Source organism: Salinibacter ruber DSM 13855 (assembly GCF_000013045.1).
In the GTDB taxonomy this organism is placed as follows: Bacteria; Bacteroidota; Rhodothermia; order Rhodothermales; family Salinibacteraceae; genus Salinibacter; species Salinibacter ruber.
Genome location: NC_007677.1, coordinates 3199018 through 3215762, shown reverse-complemented (window position 1 = coordinate 3215762; position 16745 = coordinate 3199018). Strand labels below are relative to the sequence as shown.

General features: G+C 68.0%; 16 protein-coding genes. 10 read left to right on the top strand and 6 right to left on the bottom strand.

Annotation, left to right across the window (positions count from 1 at the left end; genetic code table 11):
- Positions 1-46 precede the first annotated feature (46 nt).
- From SRU_RS13565 to SRU_RS13520, 10 genes are all read left to right on the top strand, one after another.
- Positions 47-664 carry a FliO/MopB family protein gene (locus tag SRU_RS13565; protein ID WP_231847191.1) on the top strand — a complete coding sequence of 206 codons (618 nt, stop codon included), beginning with the start codon at positions 47-49 and terminating at the stop codon, positions 662-664.
- Between the two features lie 29 nt (positions 665-693).
- Positions 694-1515, top strand: a complete 822-nt coding sequence (gene fliP / locus SRU_RS13560) for a flagellar type III secretion system pore protein FliP (protein ID WP_051010891.1) — start codon at positions 694-696, stop codon at positions 1513-1515.
- 54 nt (positions 1516-1569) lie between these two features.
- Positions 1570-1839: a flagellar biosynthesis protein FliQ gene (fliQ, locus tag SRU_RS13555; RefSeq protein ID WP_011405299.1), complete on the top strand. Its 270-nt coding sequence runs from the start codon at positions 1570-1572 to the stop codon at positions 1837-1839.
- An 84-nt stretch (positions 1840-1923) separates the two neighbouring features.
- A complete protein-coding gene (gene fliR, locus SRU_RS13550) occupies positions 1924-2700 on the top strand; it encodes a flagellar biosynthetic protein FliR (RefSeq protein ID WP_011405298.1) in 777 nt (258 codons plus the stop codon).
- Between the two features lie 108 nt (positions 2701-2808).
- The gene (locus tag SRU_RS13545; RefSeq protein WP_011405297.1) at positions 2809-3870 is read left to right on the top strand and encodes an EscU/YscU/HrcU family type III secretion system export apparatus switch protein; all 1062 of its coding nucleotides are present in this window, start codon (positions 2809-2811) and stop codon (positions 3868-3870) included.
- Between the two features lie 36 nt (positions 3871-3906).
- Positions 3907-6069, top strand: coding sequence for a flagellar biosynthesis protein FlhA (gene flhA / locus SRU_RS13540; protein WP_231847190.1), 2163 nt, complete (start codon positions 3907-3909; stop codon positions 6067-6069).
- A 27-nt stretch (positions 6070-6096) separates the two neighbouring features.
- Positions 6097-7446 carry a flagellar biosynthesis protein FlhF gene (locus SRU_RS13535; RefSeq protein ID WP_011405295.1) on the top strand — a complete coding sequence of 450 codons (1350 nt, stop codon included), beginning with the start codon at positions 6097-6099 and terminating at the stop codon, positions 7444-7446.
- 33 nt (positions 7447-7479) lie between these two features.
- Positions 7480-8250: a P-loop NTPase gene (locus SRU_RS13530; protein WP_011405294.1), complete on the top strand. Its 771-nt coding sequence runs from the start codon at positions 7480-7482 to the stop codon at positions 8248-8250.
- 47 nt (positions 8251-8297) lie between these two features.
- On the top strand, positions 8298-8615 hold the full coding sequence (locus tag SRU_RS13525) for a hypothetical protein (RefSeq protein WP_118839889.1): 318 nt from the start codon (positions 8298-8300) through the stop codon (positions 8613-8615).
- 40 nt (positions 8616-8655) lie between these two features.
- Positions 8656-9402, top strand: a complete 747-nt coding sequence (locus tag SRU_RS13520) for a sigma-70 family RNA polymerase sigma factor (protein ID WP_011405293.1) — start codon at positions 8656-8658, stop codon at positions 9400-9402.
- Positions 9403-9558: 156 nt separating this feature from the next.
- Here the strand turns inward: SRU_RS13520 and SRU_RS13515 are convergent, their stop codons facing one another.
- The 6 genes from SRU_RS13515 to miaB all read right to left on the bottom strand — a co-directional run bounded on the left by SRU_RS13515 (position 9559) and on the right by miaB (position 16560).
- Positions 9559-11136, bottom strand: a complete 1578-nt coding sequence (locus SRU_RS13515) for a methyl-accepting chemotaxis protein (RefSeq protein WP_011405292.1) — start codon at positions 11134-11136, stop codon at positions 9559-9561.
- A gap of 85 nt (positions 11137-11221) precedes the next feature.
- On the bottom strand, positions 11222-11929 hold the full coding sequence (locus SRU_RS13510) for a bacteriorhodopsin (protein ID WP_011405291.1): 708 nt from the start codon (positions 11927-11929) through the stop codon (positions 11222-11224).
- A 339-nt stretch (positions 11930-12268) separates the two neighbouring features.
- A complete protein-coding gene (locus SRU_RS13505) occupies positions 12269-13153 on the bottom strand; it encodes an HDOD domain-containing protein (protein ID WP_164923675.1) in 885 nt (294 codons plus the stop codon).
- Positions 13154-13404: 251 nt separating this feature from the next.
- Complete coding sequence (locus tag SRU_RS13500) at positions 13405-13740, bottom strand: DUF4286 family protein (protein ID WP_164923674.1); 336 nt, start codon at positions 13738-13740, stop codon at positions 13405-13407.
- Between the two features lie 120 nt (positions 13741-13860).
- On the bottom strand, positions 13861-14793 hold the full coding sequence (locus SRU_RS13495) for a CapA family protein (RefSeq protein WP_237701758.1): 933 nt from the start codon (positions 14791-14793) through the stop codon (positions 13861-13863).
- A gap of 255 nt (positions 14794-15048) precedes the next feature.
- Complete coding sequence (gene miaB, locus SRU_RS13490; protein WP_043552700.1) at positions 15049-16560, bottom strand: tRNA (N6-isopentenyl adenosine(37)-C2)-methylthiotransferase MiaB; 1512 nt, start codon at positions 16558-16560, stop codon at positions 15049-15051.
- Positions 16561-16745: the final 185 nt, after the last annotated feature.

Genomic DNA, 16745 nt, shown 5'->3' with positions numbered 1-16745 from the left:
GATGGGTTTTTCCGGCTGGCATCGTTTTCGCAGAACAAGAGGGCAGATGTTTCGCCTTCTCGTTCTGCCGCTCGCCCCCGATCCCTCGCCCATGGTCCCCGCGTCTTCAGACTCGCCCGGAGTCTCTCCGCGCCGCCTGGCCTGGTACGCGCTGTACGCGCTGGGGGCGCTGGTGGCCCTTTGGGTGCTGGTCCAGGCCGCCGCGTTGGTGCCGTCCGCCGAAGGGGCCGAGTCCGCCGACGGGGCCACACCGAAGGCCCCCGCGTCTTCGTCCGTGTCGTCGGACGCCGGCATCGATCTCTTCACCTGGGGGAACCTGTCGGCCCTCCTGGTGCTCGTTGGCGGCGGGGGGTACGCGCTCTACGTGCGCCGCCGTGTCTCGTCCGGGGAGGCCTCCGCTGCCCTCCGTCCGATCGGGCAGTTGGCCCTCGGGCAGTCGCAGCACCTTCGCCTCGTTGCGTGCGGGGACGAGGTGCTTCTGGTGGGCGCAACCGAGGAGACGATCGAGCTTCTGAAAACGTACCCACGAGAGGCGTTCGACGAGTCGGTGCTTGACGCGGCGGAGGGCGGCACGGCCCCACCGGGCGGGGGCGGGCCCCCGCCTCAGTCGGCGCACTTCGCCGACGTGCTGAAGCAGTTTGCCCGTCAACACTCCCTGTCGTGACGCCCCACGCCGTGTCTACACGCTTCCCGATGCCAGGTCCCTCGCCCGTTCGACGGGCCGGGGGGCTCATCGTACTGGTCGCGCTTCTCCTGGCGGGGGGCCCCCTCGTCGGGGCCCCTGCATTCGCCCAGGAGGCCGGGGCGACGGCCGCCCAGGTCGACACGTCCGGGTCGTCGCTCGGGGGCCTCCCCCAGGTCGACCTGACCCCCTCGGAGGACGGGTACGAGCTGCCGATCCAGCTCCTCCTCCTGCTGACGGTCCTCACGCTCGCTCCGGCCATCATCATTCTGATGACCAGCTTCACGCGCCTGGTCGTCGTCTTCAGCATCCTGCGTCGGGCGCTGGGGCTGCAGCGGTCCCCGCCCCGGCAGGTCGTCATCGGCCTCTCGCTCTTCCTGTCCCTCTTTATCATGCAGCCGGTGCTGGAGACGGTCCACCAGGACGCGCTCCGGCCGTACCTGGACAACGAGATCACGCAGCAGGAGGCGTTCGACCGGGCGTCCACGCCGATGAAGCGGTTCATGCTCACCCACACGCGGGACAAGGACCTCATGCTCTTCATGGACATGGGGGAGATCGAGAGCTTTGAGGGCCCGGACGAGGCGCCGCTCTACGTGGTCGTGCCGGCGTTCGTCATCAGCGAGCTCCGGATTGCGTTCCAGATCGGCTTCATGATCTTCCTGCCGTTCCTCATCGTGGACCTCGTCGTGGCGAGCATTCTGATGAGCATGGGCATGATGATGCTGCCGCCCGTTATGATCTCGCTGCCCATCAAGCTGCTGCTCTTTGTGCTGACCGACGGCTGGTACCTGATCGTCGAGTCGCTCATGCAGGGCTACGCGGTGGGGTAGCGCCCGCCCCGCACGCCCCTTCACAATCACCGTACACCAACCGCCCCGCCTCCAATGAACGCAGACGTTGCTGTCTACTGGCTCAAAGAATCGCTCCGAACGGGATTCATGGTGCTCGGGCCCATGCTGGGCATGGCGCTGCTGGCCGGCATCGTCGTGAGCCTCTTCCAGGCCGTCACCTCCATGCAGGAGATGACGCTCAGCTTCATCCCGAAGCTCATCGCGATTGCCGTCGTCTTCTTCTTCATGATGCCGTGGATGATTCAGATGATGACCGACTTCACGGCCGAGATTTTCGCCGCCATTCCCAGCGTGTCGAAGTGACCGGCGGCCCGCCGCCGGACGCCCCCGCCGGACGCCCCTGCCCTGTGCCCGTGACGCCCGACGCCGAGACCAACGGCGTGTCCCATGTCGCTGCTCGATACCGAATACATTCTGCGGGTGCTGCTCGTGTTCGTGCGGGTGAGTGGCCTGATGCTGGCGGCCCCGTTCTTCCAGCAGAAGACCATTCCCGTGCGGGTGCGGGTGCTGGCCAGCGTGGTGCTGGCCTACAGCCTGGCGGGCTTCGCCACGGGGCCCCTGCCCGAGCACGTAACCCACGACGTCGGGTTCATGCTGGTCGTGCTGGTGGAGGCGGGCACGGGGCTCGTCATGGGCTTTACGGCGCGCATCATTTTCTGGGCGGTGAGCTTTGCGGGGACCATCATGGGGTACCAGATGGCGCTGAGCCTCGCGCAGACCTACAACCCGATCAGCGGCACGTCGAGCAACCCGCTCGGCCAGATTCTCTCGTATACGTTTCTCCTCGCGTTTCTCCTGGCCGACGGGCACCACTTCCTCCTGCGGGCGCTCGCGCAGTCGTTTGAGGTGGTGCCGCTGGGCGGCGCCGAGCTGTCCGGGGCCGGGCCGCCGATGCTGGGGTGGATGGGGGACTTCTTCCGGCTCGCCGTCCGGCTCGCGGCGCCGTTCCTGGTGATCCTCTTCCTGACCGACATCGCGCTGGGCATCTTCGCGCGCCTCGTCCCCCAGGCCAACCTGTTCACGCTCAGCCTGCCCGCAAAGCTGCTCGTGGGCATTGGAATCTTCCTTGTCTTTATACAGGGGGCCGTCCCGTTCTTCCCGTCGCTCTTTGGGGAGATTGAGCAGATGGTGCACGAGGTCCTCCGGATCATTGCCCCCGGGTAGCCGGCGATGGCGGGGCGGGAAAAGTTTTCCGTTGCGCCCTACGCAGTCCTTTCCCCGTGCGGGGACGCCGAGTAATCGCGATCGCGTGATTGCCTCCCAGCGCCACCGATGAGTGAGACGCAGGAAAAACAGTACGACCCCACGCCCCGACGCCTCGAAAAGGCGCGCGAGAAGGGAAACGTGCTCCGGGCCACGGAGCCGGTCTCCGTGGGGCTCCTGCTGACGGCGATGGCCGTCTTTTCGGTGGGGGGCGCCTCGGCGTTTCAGTCCCTGCAGGACATGGCGGCCCGCATTTTTCTCCGGTCGGCGCGCATGTCCCTCACCCCGGCGTCGCTCCAGCGCCTCGTCGCGGAGATCGGGGCGCAGGTCGCCGGGATGCTGGCTCCCCTCTTCATTGTGCTCATCGTGGCGGCGGTGGGGCTGAACATGGTCCAGTCCGGGTGGAACGTATCGTTCACCCCGATCCAGCCGCAGCTGAGCCGCGTGAATCCCCTGGAGGGGCTGAAGCAGATTTTTTCCTCGAAGGGGGCCTTCGGCTTCGCGAAAACCCTCCTCAAGATCGGCGTGGTGGGGCCCATCGCGTACTTCGCCATGCGGCCGCTCATTCCCGAGATGGTGCAGGTCTACACGCTGCCGCTGCCAGCCCTGCTCAACCAGGCGGCCGACTGGTTCTTTGCGCTGATGTGGCGGGTGCTGATGGGCCTCGTCGTGATTGCGGCGCTCGACTACGCGTTCGAGCGCTGGAAGTACTACGAGGACCTCAAGATGAGCAAAAAAGAAATGGAGGACGAACAGAAGGAAACGGAGGGGGACCCGGAGTTCGAAGAGAAGCGCCGGGAGAAGGCCAAGGAGCTGGCCGAGCAGCCGCGCATGGACCACGCCGTCATGAAGTCGGACGCGGTTGTTACAAACCCGACGCACTACGCCATTGCCCTCCGCTACGACCCCGACGAGGCGCCGGCCCCGCGGGTGCTGTTGAAGGGCGTGCGCAAGCGCGCACTCCGGATTAAAGAGCTCGCCGCCGAATTTGACGTGCCTACGTTCGAGAATCGGTCCCTGGCACACGCCTTGTACGAGAATGTGCCAGAGGAGGAAGAAATTCCGGAGGAGCTTTACCCGGCCGTCGCCGCCATCCTCGCCGAAGTATACGAGCAGCGCGGCGACGTCTAACCCGCTTATGCTTTGTCATCCACCCCCGTCGGTGCTTTGTCCCGCGCTGCTGAGTCCCGCACGTCATCGTCGCCCACCGGGTCGCTGGGGATTGGGGGGATCGACAGCGAGATTTTCGTGGCTGGCGCCATCGTGGCGATCTTGTTCATGATGGTGGTGCCCCTGCCCAGCTACCTGCTGGACCTCTTCCTGGCCACGGACATCGCCTTGAGCCTCGGGGTGCTCCTGACGTCGTTCTACGCCGAGCGGCCTCTGGAATTTGCGATCTTCCCGGGCCTGCTGCTCACGACCACCCTCTTCCGGCTCTCGCTGAACGTGGCGTCGACCCGGCTCATCCTGGGCAACGCGGAGGCGGGCGCCCTCATCAACGCGTTTGGGAGCTTCGTCGTGGCGGGCAACTACGTGGTGGGGGCCATCATCTTCCTCGTGCTCGTCATCATCAACTTCGTGGTCATCACGAAGGGCACCGAGCGCATCTCGGAGGTCGCCGCGCGGTTTACGCTCGACGCGATGCCGGGGAAGCAGATGGCCATCGACGCGGACCTCAACTCGGGCCTCATCGACGAGCGGGAGGCGCGCGAGCGGCGGGACGAGGTGACGGAGGAGGCCGACTTCTACGGGGCCATGGACGGCGCCACGAAGTTTGTGCGGGGCGAGGCCGTCGCGGGCATCCTCATCACGGCCATCAACGTCGTGGGGGGCCTGGTGATCGGCGTCACCCAGCAGGCGATGGGGATTGGGGAGGCGGCGAGCACCTTCGCCCTGCTCTCGATCGGGGACGGGCTCGTGTCGCAAATCCCCGCGCTCATGGTGTCGACGGCGGCCGGCATCATCGTCTCGCGGGCCAGTGGGGAGGAGGGGTCGCTGGCCAGCGAGATGAAGGGCCAGCTCCTCGACAAGCCGCCCCCGCTGCTGATCACGGGGTGCTTCCTGGGGGTCATGGGCTTTGTGCCGGGGCTGCCCATCATTCCGTTCTGGCTGCTGAGCGCAGGGGTGCTCCTGCTGTGGTACCTGCGCAGCAAAGAGAAGAAGGCGGAGGACGAAGCAGAGGCCGAGCGCCAGCGCGAGGCCGAGGAGCAGCAGGCCGAGGAGGAGGCCGAGGAGGACCCCTCCGACCTGTTGCTGGTGGACCCGCTCGAACTGGAGATCGGCTACGGGCTCATCTCCCTCGTGGACCCGGACCAGGGCGGGGACCTCCTGGAGCGCGTCAAGATGCTGCGGAAGCAACTGGCCGAGGAGATGGGCCTCGTCATCCCGCCGGTGCGCATTCGGGACAACGTCGACATGGACTCGAACAAATACGTGATCCGGCTCCGGGGCAATCCCATCGGCGAGGGCCAGGTGATGCCGGGGTACAAGCTCGCGCTGCTCCCGGACGACGTCGACGAGGCGCCGTCGGGCATCCGGGTGGAAGACCCCACCTTTGGGCTGCCGGCCGTCTGGGTGGCGGAGCGCAACCTGTCGGAGGCGGAGCAGATGGGGCTGACCGTCATCGAGCCGCCGGCCGTCATCTCGACCCACCTGCTAGAGGAGCTGCGCAAGAATGCCTATCGGCTCCTCGACCGGCAGGAGGTCCGAGAAATGCTGGACAAGGTCGAAGAATCGGCGCCGGCCCTCGTCGACGAACTGGTGCCGGACCTCCTCTCGCTGGGCAGCATCCGCAAGGTGCTCCAGCGGCTGCTGGAGGAGCGCATTCCGATTCGCGACCTCGTGACGATCCTCGAAACGCTGGCCGACCACGCGTCGCAGACGCAGACGGTGGAGGTGCTGACCGAGCACTGCCGGGCGGCCCTGGCGCCCACCATCACCCGCGAGTTCTCGGGGCCCGAGGGGCGCATCAAGGCCTTCGTGATGGACCCGGCCCTGGAGCAGCACCTGCTCGAAACGGCCGAGTCCGGGGGGCTCGACGCCAACACCCTCGGGCTGCAGCCCGAGCGGGCCGACGCCCTCGTCAAGGCGATCGACGAGCAGGCGACTGAGCTTATCAGCAACGACCGGGCGCCGATCCTGCTGATCTCCCCCGTGCTGCGGGCGACGGTCTACCAGTTTCTGGACCCGATGGTCTCGGACATTACCGTTCTCTCCTACAACGACCTTACGCCCGACGCCCCGGTCGACATCGTCGACCAGGTCAGCATCCCGCAGGGCTCGTCGTCCCCCGACCTGTCCGCCGCGACCGCCGGGGTCTCCAACGCATAACCTCATCCGCGCCGCGCGCACACTGCCATGGACGTCAAGACCTTTACCGATTCGAGCATTCAGGCGGCCCTCGAAAAGGCGCGGCACAAGCTGGGCGACCAGGTTGTGCTGGTCGAGTCGGAGCCGTCCACCGACGAGGCGCCCGCGCAGGTCACCGTGATGGTGGACGAGTCGGCCCAGCAGGCCGCCACGCAGGGCGAGCCGTCCTGGGGACACGTGCCGAAGCCGTCGGAGGCGCCTGCGTCGGCCCCGAGCACGTCGCCCCCGAGCACGTCGCCCGCCCCGGACCCTGGGGGCGAGGACGACGGGGCCGCCCTCGGGTACGAGGCGGACGAGGCAGCGGGGCCGCCCGGGGCGGGGCGGGCGTCGCGCTTTCAGTCGGAGCTGGAGGCACAATCCCGGCCGGAGGCGGATGCGTCGGGGCAGGGCCCGGGGCGGGGACGGGTGTTTCCGGCCTCGGATGCGGAGGGCGACGGTGCCTCGACGACCGGCGACCACGAGGCCTGGGTCGAGTCGCGCCTGGCGGAGCTCCGGGCCCGGGGCGGGGACGGGCACGACCGGACCGCCCGCCTCGCCGGAGCGGAGACCGACGAGTGGGCGACCCACCCCCTCTACGGGCGCCTGCTGGAGGACGGCCTCCGTCCCAAGACCGCGACCGCCCTCTTCGGCGACCTGACGGAGCGGGGCGTGGACCCGAGGGAGAGCCCCCGGGACGAGCTGCACTGGGCCCTCGCACAGGTGGTGTGTCGCCGCATCCAGACCGACCCCCTGACCGACGACACGGGCGTGATCGCCCTGGTGGGGCCCAGCGGCGCCGGGAAGACGTCGCTCGCCCTCAAGCTCGCGGTGCACGACCGCATGCTCGCCCGGCAGGACACCGCCGTGCTTCACCTGTGTCCGGAGGCGGGGCGCAACGCGTCCTATCAGAACCCGACCGCCCTGTACCGGCGCTTCGGCCTCCCGGTGCGGAGCGTCCGCACGAAAGAAGACATGGCGAAGGCGCTCCGGTGCGTCGGCGACTTCGAGCAGGTGCTCATCGACACACCACCGCTCCCCATGCCCCTGTCGGAGGCCCGCCCGGTGCTGCGGCGGTACCGGCGCCTCCTGCGGCCCCTGCCGCGGCCCGATGTCCACTTCGTGGTCGACGCCACCCGGGCGCTCGGGGGGATCGACGAGGCGACGTTCGCCCGGCTGCCCCTCCGCCCCACGGCGGCGGCCGTCACTCACCTGGACGAGGTGCACGACTGGGGACAGGTGGCGGAGTGGCTGATCCACGTCGACCTGCCCGTGCAGATTGTCTCGGAGGGGCCCGAGGTGCCGGACGGGGCCCGGGCCTTCTCCCTGCGGTGGTTCGTGGAAGACGTCATGGACCTCTAACCGTCTTGCTTCCTCCTGCCTGACTTTTGACCGATGGAAGTAACCTCCAACGTTCTCACATTTGCCAGCGGCAAGGGCGGCGTCGGAAAGAGCGTCGTGACGACCAACCTCGCCGAGACGCTCGCGCGGGAGGGGCACCGTGTGGCCCTCCTCGACGCGGACCTGGGCCAGAGCGACGCGGCGGTGCTCCTCAACGAGGCCCCCGCCACGACGGTGTGGGGCGCCGTGCAGGAGGACGCCGCGCTGCGTGCGGTGCCACACGAGACGGAGGGGGGAGTGACCCTGGTGCAGGCCGCCAACCGCCCGCCCCCCGAGGCCCCGGACGCGCGTGACGCCCTGTACGCCGCGCTCGATACCCTGCTCGGGCGCCTCCGCGAAACGCACGATTACGTGCTCGTCGACGCGTCGGCCGGAACCGACGGGCCCGTGCAGTGGGCCCTGGATCGGGCCGACCTGGGGGTGCTCGTCGTCGTGGGCGAGCCCACCGCCGTGGCCGATGCCTACCGGCTCGCCAAGCAGCTGTGGAGCGCCGACCCCGATTACCCGCTGGGCCTCGTCGTCAATTTTGCCGAGGACGAGGACGACGCCCGCAGCATCGGGGAACGGTTCAAAGCGGTCACGACCCGCTTTCTGGGACAGGCCCCGAAGACCCTCGGCTGGATTCCGTTCTCGCACGCCGTGCGCCGCTCGGTGTCGGACCAGACGCCGGTGGTGCGGAGCGAGGGGCCCGCCCGGGACGCCTTCGCCGATCTGGCCGACACGACCGCCCGGGGGCAGTACGCCCTCTCGCCCGCCCTCTCATGAACTGCGCCCTGCACGTCTCACTACGTCTCCCAATCGCGCCCTGTACCATGCCGTCTTCCGACACTGCCTCCGTGTCCCTGTCCTACCACACAATCATCGCCGACGTGAGCGTGCTGTTCGGGACCGGCATCTTTCTGGCGCAGATGTGGGGCGGGGCGCCCCTGGAGCACACCGTCGTTGCCGCGGCGGGGGGCGGGGTGGCAACCTACCTCATCCTGGCAGTCGGCTACGCGGCGGCCCGAAGCATCGTCCAACACGGGATGCCCTTCGAGACAACCGCGGAGGAGGACGCCTCGGACGAGGGGGCGTCTGCGGAGTCGGAGCCTGAGCCGTCCGAAAACGTTCCGGAAGCCCAGGCCGCCTAACTCCCCGCGACTCGTTGCGACGTCCTAACGCCGTAGTGCCATGTCCCGTGACCTGCAGCCCCTCGTCGAGCAGTACCTCGACGACCCAACCCCGTCGAACCGAGAGGCCGTCGTGATGGCGGCGCTCCCCCTCGTGCGCTCCATCATCGGCAAGATCAGCGTGCCCGATCACCTGCTTGCCGCGCACGAGGACCTGGAGAGCGTCGGGATCGTCGGGCTGCTCGAAGCCCTCGACAACTACGATCCGGAGCAGGCCCAGTTTGCGACGCATGCATACCGGCGCATCCGGGGCAACATCATCGACTACCTCCGCTCAATCGACGTGCTCTCGCGGGAGAAGCGCAAGAAGATGGGCGCGGTGCAGGAGGCGCTCTCGTCGCTCCGACAGATGCTGGGGGAGGAGCCGTCGGACGAGGACGTGGCCGACTACATGGGGATGGCCGTGGAGGAGTACCACGACCTTCTCCGGGACGCGCAGTGCCGCTTCTCCCTCTCCCTCTCGCGGCCCAGCGAGGACGACGACCACACGATGCTCGACGTGCTCCCGAGCGACGACGGGACCGAAGGGTTCGAGCAGTTCGAAAAGGCGTCTACGCAGAAGCACCTCGAAGACCTGATCCAGACGCTTCCGGAGCGCCAGCAGACGATCCTGGGCCTGTACTACACGGAAGACCTGACCCTCCAGGAGATCGGGGAGGTGCTCGATCTCAGTGCCGCTCGCATCTCGCAGCTCCTCGGAAAAATTCAGCTCACCCTGCAGTCGAAGTTCGAAGAGCACGCCCACTGACGGCATTGTCTGAGCGCGGGGGCAGCAGCCCCATTTCGTTCCGGATGCGCCGGGCAAGCTCCTCGTTGCACGCCCGTGCATTGACATTAAAGGTGGGCCTGGCTCAGGTCCCGAGGGGCACTCGGCCCGCCCCTCGGGACACGACAGTCGGGCCGTCTATTGCTGCCGGCCGTCCCCGCCGGGCGTGCTGCCGGCATGTGGGTCCTCAAGGGCGGGCTCGCGGGATGCGCCGTGGGCGGCGGCACCGGTGGAGCGGGGGAGAGACTCGGTGCCGGAGTGCTGCGGGGCCGACGGGGCGGGGGACCCGTCGCCCTGAGGCCCGGCCTCGAGGGTGAACTGTTGGACGAGGCCGTGGAGGTTTTCGGCGAGTGTATCGAGTTCCGCCGCCACCCCCGACACCTCTTCGATGTCGTGGGCCGATTCGTGGGCCACCTCGGAGATCGCCTGGATGCTTTCGGAGATCTGGTCGCCCGTGGCGGCCTGCTCTTCGGTCGCCGTCGCGATGCTGCCGATGCGGTCGGTAATGCCCTGGGTGCTGTCCACGATTTCCTCGAAGGCGTCGGCCGCCTGTCCGGCGAGTTCGATGCCGGCTTCAATTTCACGCTGCCCCTCCTCGATCGCCCCAACGGCTTCGCTGGTCTCGTCCTGGACCGACCGCACCATGTCCTCGATCTTGTCGGTGGCCTGTGCCGTGCGCTCGGCCAGCTCGCGCACCTCCTCGGCCACGACCGCGAAGCCCTGTCCGGTCTGGCCGCGGCCACCGTCGCCGCCGGCCCGGGCCGCCTCGATGGCGGCGTTCAGCGCGAGCAGGTTCGTCTGGTCGGCAATCTCGTCGATCGTAGCGACGATCTCGCCGATCTCCTCGCTCGACTCGCGGAGCTGACTCACCGTCTCCGCGGAGTTTTCGACCACCGTCCCGATCTCGCGCATCTTCTCGACGGCCCTGAGCACCACCTCGCCGTTCTCGCGGGCGAGTTCGCCGTTGGCCCGGGCCGCCTCGGCGGTTTCCGTCGCGTTCTGGGCGTTGTCGTCGATGGTGCGGGCCATCTCCTCCATCGCCGCGGCCACCTCGTCGGCCTGGCTGGACTGCCGCTTGACGCCCGCATCGAGCTGGTCGGTCGACCCGCTGAGCTGATCGGCCACCGATGCCGTTCGTTCGATGGCCTCCACGACGCGGTGGAGGATCTGCCGGACGGTGCGCACCGACCGGTTGAACTCGGTCCGCAGTCGGTCCATCTCCGTGTCTTGGTCGGTCTCCGTGTCGAAAGCGTCGATCTCGACGGTCAGGTCGCCCTCGGCGAAGCGGCCCATGCCGGCCACCATCTCGTCCACGCGGGCCGAGAGGGCCTGCCGGGCGGCCTCGCGCTCCCGGGCCACCGACTCGGCCTCCTGCTTCGCCTCCTCGGTGCGGGCCCTCGTCGCCTCCACCTCCTCAATGCGGTCGAGAAGGGTCTGGCGGAGGTTGTCGATCGCGTCGTACATGTCGCCAAACTCGTCGCGCCGGTTGGAATAAAGCTCGCGGTCGAGGTCGCCGTCCGCCACGGCGACGGTCTGCATGTGGAGGTCGGTCAGTGTGGTGATGGTGATCGACCCCATGATGGAGCCGAGGGTGATGAAGCCGACGAACGTGGCCACGGCCCCGGTGAGGGCGCTGCCGGTGACGAGCCCGGCGGCGGCAATCATGAGGCCGGTGGCGACGTAGCCGGCCGCGTACTTGGTTGCGTAGCTTTGCATAGGAGCGTACAGAAGGGATGTTGATGCAGAAACGGGAATCCGAAGGAAGGGGAAACAAACGACGGCCCGGCCTCACGCCGGACGCCTACGCCGTGTGTGCCGGGGCGACGGAGGCGGTCGAGGGTGCTGAGCGAGCGTCCGCCCCGGTAAACACCTCTCGGGACCGGTACACGAAGTAGACAAACGGCACCTTGGCGAGCACGTCCATGTACATGATCATGATGGACACGCCGGTGGCGGAGATGAGCTGAAGGCCCGGGCCGAAGACCCACACGACCGGATATGTGATCCAGAGCAGCCCCGTGTGGTTCACGAGAAGACGGGCGAGCCGCTGTCGTGTGGAGGGCTGGTCCCAAGCGTTCTGCCGGATGGGGCCGTAGAGGGCGCCGAGGAGAACGAGGTGGCACAGGGCCGCCAGCCCGAAGAAGATCCATTGGGTGGGAGGCGCGGTGACAACCGCGGCCGTCCCCAATCCAATCATCACGGCGTCGACCAGGGCCGCCCCCACAATGCCGCGTTTGCTGGTGCCGGCGACATATGCGGCGTACCCGATCATGATTGGGGTCGTCACCAGCCAGTCGAGGTAGCGGAGGAGCGGAACGGTCTGGCCCTGGAACGTCTGGGTCCCCACGCCAAACGTCATGAGTGCGTACATGAGGGCCGCAAAGCCCGGGATGAGGAGCAGATACCCAAAGTGGCCGTCGGCCTCCATATCGAGGAGCCGGAGGCACGGCGGGATTCCGAACAGCATGCCGGCGGTGCCCAGCATGAGTACGATGGTGGTGGCGTCCATGGGAGAAGAGGGTGTGGGGAAAGAGATGGCTATGGTGGCAGGCCATGCGCGAGGTGGATTGGCCCAGTCCGATGAGGTTTATCGACGCGCAAAACACAGTTTTAAGCGCGTCGCCCCGGCCGGTCGGCGCAGGGCTGGGCCGGGGGCACGAGCGCAGGTGGGGGCGGACTGTGTGGGGCGAAGGAGAGGACCCGCCGTCCTACGGCCCGGCGGACGGCCCGACTTGCGGACGGGACGGGCCGGACGACGACGGTTCCAGGACGACACGCTCGCCCCTTCGTCGAGCGAGGGGCCCGGTGCTAGACGAGAACAGGGACGGCCCGCGGGGCCCGAGGCTCGTCAGAAGTGGCCCACCTCCGATGCGTAGGTCGACGCGTCCTGGGCGACCGTCATCATGAGGTCGTCGATCCTCGACACAGAAGAGTCCTCGGAGGCCTCAGAGTCCTCGGAGTCCTCAGGGGTGTCCAACGACGCGGCGAAGTTTTCATCGAGGTCCCGACGGGCCAGGTCGCCGCCGTTCCGGATGGAGACCCCGAGCATCTTGCTGGACGACTCCGGCTCGTCCGCCGGGTTGGCGGCGATCTGAAGCACCGAGCAGACCCGCTCCGGCAGCTCCCAATGGTCGGCCGCCTGCGGGGCCAGGGTGCGGTAGTTTTCGCCGAAGGCATGGGCCTCGGCCTCGGTGTCGGGGAGGGGCATCGTGCCCGCCTCGGCCAGCGTCGCGTACCGGTCCGGCTGGATGTGGAGCAGGACGAGGCGCCCCATCGCGTGGATGAAGCCGGCCGAGAAGGCCAGCCGGGTCCAGTCCTCCTCCACGTCGAGGGCCTTCGTAAGCCCCTGCGCAAACCGACCGGTAAAGACGGCCGAGTGGGCGATTTGGCGGAGCAGGGCGGAATGGGCGTCGAAGTGCTCCCGGAGCTCCTCCACCCCCTCAATCATGACGATCGACGAGACTTCGACGAACCCGAGAAGGCGGACGGCGCGGTCGATGCTTTCGACTTCTCGCCGGAGGCCGTGGTACGGAGAATTGACGCGCCGGAGCACGTTGAGGGAGACGGACGGGTCGTGCTCCACGATGTCGATGAGCGGGTCGGGGTCCGTCTGTCCGGAGGCGATAAATTCTTCCACCTTCGAGATGGTGGACGGAAGGGTCGGAAACGTGAGCGTGAGGCCCTGTTTCTGCACGGACGGGGTGCGGAGTTGATGAGCCGACGAGGCGAGCAAGAGCCTGCGGGCCCGTCCGGGGCGACCGCCGGCACCAGCGCGGACGGCACCGGCGTCCGGGGGCACCGGACGGAGAAGAGACTCCTTTGCAACTGGTTATCGACAGGTGCCGGGCCACTTTAAACCCAAGCTCCAGGACCTCCGCTGAGGGGCTGTCCGTGCGTGAAGCGTCAGGGCCTTGCATGCCCGTCTCGCCGAACCGGAGACGCCCCGCCCCCACGGTCAGCCGGTCTGCCGTGGGGGGGCACGCGTCACCCCTGAAAAAGACGCTTCTGTTCGAGGACGCGGCGGTCGGCGGCCACGTGGTCGCCGTGTTCGGGCCCGGCCTCCTGCAGTTCATCGGCGTGCTCGTCGAAGTAGGCCTGCAGGGCGTCGCGGTCGCGCACCTGATACTGCACGGTCCAGGCCCGCTCGCCGGTCGGCTCGTCGGGGGCCGGTGCGGTGTCGCCGTCGTCGCTGGTGGCGTACCAGACCGCGGCTTCAAACCCGTCGAGCCCGAGCATCTCCCGAATGTGTTCGCGCAGCCACGAGCTGTAGCGGGGCGCGGTCTCGCCGTCGACGGTCAGGTTCACTTCGTAGAGGAGCATGGGGGGAGGGGACGTTGAATAGAGCCAGTCGGGAATGAAGAGCCGTAGGCCTTTCCAACCTAAGGCCCAGTTGGGGAAATGACAGGTGGATCGAGCACGAAGACGGGGACACAAGATGGGTCAGGCCCCCTCGTCGAGGGGGAGGCACTGGGGCTCGGGAGGGGCGGCATGCCGAAGGGCGACGTGGCACTCCTGTCGGGTGCGGTGGAGGGTGATCTCGCGGAACCGGGCCTGCACGACCGCGGGGGCATCCGTCTTGGAACGGGCGAGATCCACCTTGAGGAGGGCCCCCTCCCCGAGTACGGGAAGTTGTTTGCCGGTCACGAAGTTGCCCAGCGAGTACGCCACCAGGCGCCCGTCGTCGCGGGCCTCCAGCGGCTGGGGGAGATGGGTGTGGTGCCCGGTCGTCAGCGTGTAGCCCGCGGGCGGCGTCTGCTCGGGACGTGGTGTGCGCTCGTGCTCGTAGCCCCAGTGCGGAAGGGCGATGTGAAGGCCCGGGGCGTCCGGCGCCCCAGGGTCGGTGCGGGCCACCCCTTCGCCCTCGCGGTTGAGCCACCAGGTCCAGGCCGTCACCGTGAGGCCGTCTGCGATCTGGAGGCGGGGACGGTCGGTGGTGCCGAGCCAGCGCAGGCCGTGGCGGTCCAGGCGCCGGCAGGTGCGCCGCAGGGCGTCCGGGCCGTAGTCGGTGGCGTGGTTGTTGGCGACCGAGACCACCCAGCGATCGAGGGGACGGAGTTCGGCCAGCGCCGGAAAGATGTCGGGCTTGTGTTTCATGAGGAACGGCCTCCAGGCGCGCTCCGAGAAGATGCCCTCGAAGTTGCCCACCACCACGTCACAGTCGTCCAGGAAGTCCTGCACGCCCGCCCCGAACCGCGCCTCGCGTCCGAACAACGGGCAGATGTCGCCGACAAAGCCCAGCGTGCAGTCCGGCTCCACGGCTCGGAGCCGCAGGTCCCGGTCGAGGGACGGGGGGCGGGGCGACGGGCCGGTGAAGCGCCGCCACACCATCGGGAAAAATTCGCCCCAGGAGTACGGGCCGAAGGGATTGTCCATGGAGGAGACGATTCGAGACGAAAGGCGGATGCGCTTCTCGTGGCCGGTGGAGAACGCCGATAGGGGGGGAAGGGGGAAGTGCCCCGCGCCCCGACTGCAGGCTCCCCGCTGGAACGAGCGGATCACGGGGGCATGGACTTGCCTGAAGGGATGGCGCCTCCGCACAGAGTCCAGGCGCCCGGGGCCTACACGGGTGGGGCCCCAAACGCAGGCGGGGCCCCAAAGCGACGAGGGGCAGGAAGAGACGGCCACCGTCTACGCGACGGCCGGGGACGTCGTAATCGAGTCGGTCCGCGCCGCCGCCTCCAGCGTGGTCTTCTCAATCGCAGTGCCCAGAAGCGTACTGGAGGTGCAGTCCTCGATGCGAACCCGCACGTAGTCGCCCTTCTCATAGTCCTCGCGGTCGAAGACGACCCCCTTGTTCGTGTCCGTGCGGCCGAAGAACTGCGCGTCGCTTTTCTTGCTGGGGCCCTCGACGAGCACCGTGTGGACGCGCCCGACCTCCGCCTCGTTGCTTTCCTTCGCGTGCTGGTTCTGCAGCTCGATGATCTCCTCCAGGCGCCGCTGCTTCGTGTCCTCCGGCACGTCGTCCTCGTACTTGCGGGCGGCGTAGGTCTGGGGCCGCTCGCTGTACTTGAACATGTAGGCGTGGTCGTAGCGCACCTCTTCCATCAGCGAGAGGGTGTCCTCGTGCTGCGCCTCCGTCTCCCCGCAGAAGCCGGCGATGAGGTCGGTGGAGAGGGAGACCCCGGGGCACAGCTCCTTCGCCCGCTCCGTGAGCGCCAGGTACTCCTCGCGGGTGTAGGTGCGGCGCATGCGGTCGAGCACCTCCGTGTTGCCGTGCTGCACCGGCAGGTGGATGTAGTTGCAGACGTTGGGCCGGTCGCGGTGCACCTTCAGGAGGTCGTCGGTGCAGTCCTTCGGGTGACTGGTGGAGTAGCGGACGCGCATCTCCGGCGAGACGCGGCTGACGCGGTCCACGAGCTCGGCGAAGGAGACGGACGTGCCGTCCGCGTCGGTGTAGTGGTACGAGTTGACGTTTTGGCCGAGGAGGGTCACTTCTTTGTAGCCCTCTTCGGCCAGCCGGGCCACCTCCGAGAGGATGGTCGTGACCGGGCGGCTCTCCTCGCGGCCCCGCGTGAAGGGCACCACGCAGAAGGTGCACATGTTGTCGCAGCCGCGCATGATGGAGACGTAGGCGCTCACGCCGTTCGAGTCGTAGCGCACCGGCTGGATGTCCTCGTACGTCTCCTGCTTCGACAGCTCCACGTTGACGGCGGCCTGGCCGGTGGCGTCCGCCTCGTAGAGCAGCTGCGGCAGGTCGCGGTAGGCATCGGGGCCCACCACCACGTCCACCAGGTCCTCCTGCTCCAGCAGCTTCTCGCGGAGGCGCTCGGCCATGCAGCCGAGGACGCCCAGCATGAGCTCCCCGTCCCGCTTCTCCTTCTCCGAGCGCAACATGCTGAGGCGCGCCCGAATCTTCCGCTCGGCGTTTTCGCGGATGGCACACGTGTTCAGCAGGACGACGTCCGCCGCCGCCTGGTCCCGCGTGAGGCCGTAGCCGCTCTCCTCCAGCACCGAGGCCACGATCCCGGAGTCGTTCACGTTCATCTGGCAGCCGTAGGTCTCGATGTAGACCTGCTTGTCGCCGGCGGTGGCGTCGTAGCCGTGTTTGACGCGATCGAGGTCCTCGTCGACCTCCCCGTCGGCCTCGCGCTGGCGCACCTCGTCTTCGGCGAGGACGTCGAGGTCTTCAATCGGCTCCATGGGAAAAGAGGGGTTGGTGGACGAGCGGCCGAAGGAGGGAAGAACGTTGCATTCAGGGGTCGGGCGAACGTTCCCGACGGAGGACGGACGAACGCGTCCGATCGGGGCAATCGAACCGGCCTGCGGAACGGTATGGGTCGGCAGGCCCGACCAACCATGTTGAAATTGCCCCGGGCGTGGACGAC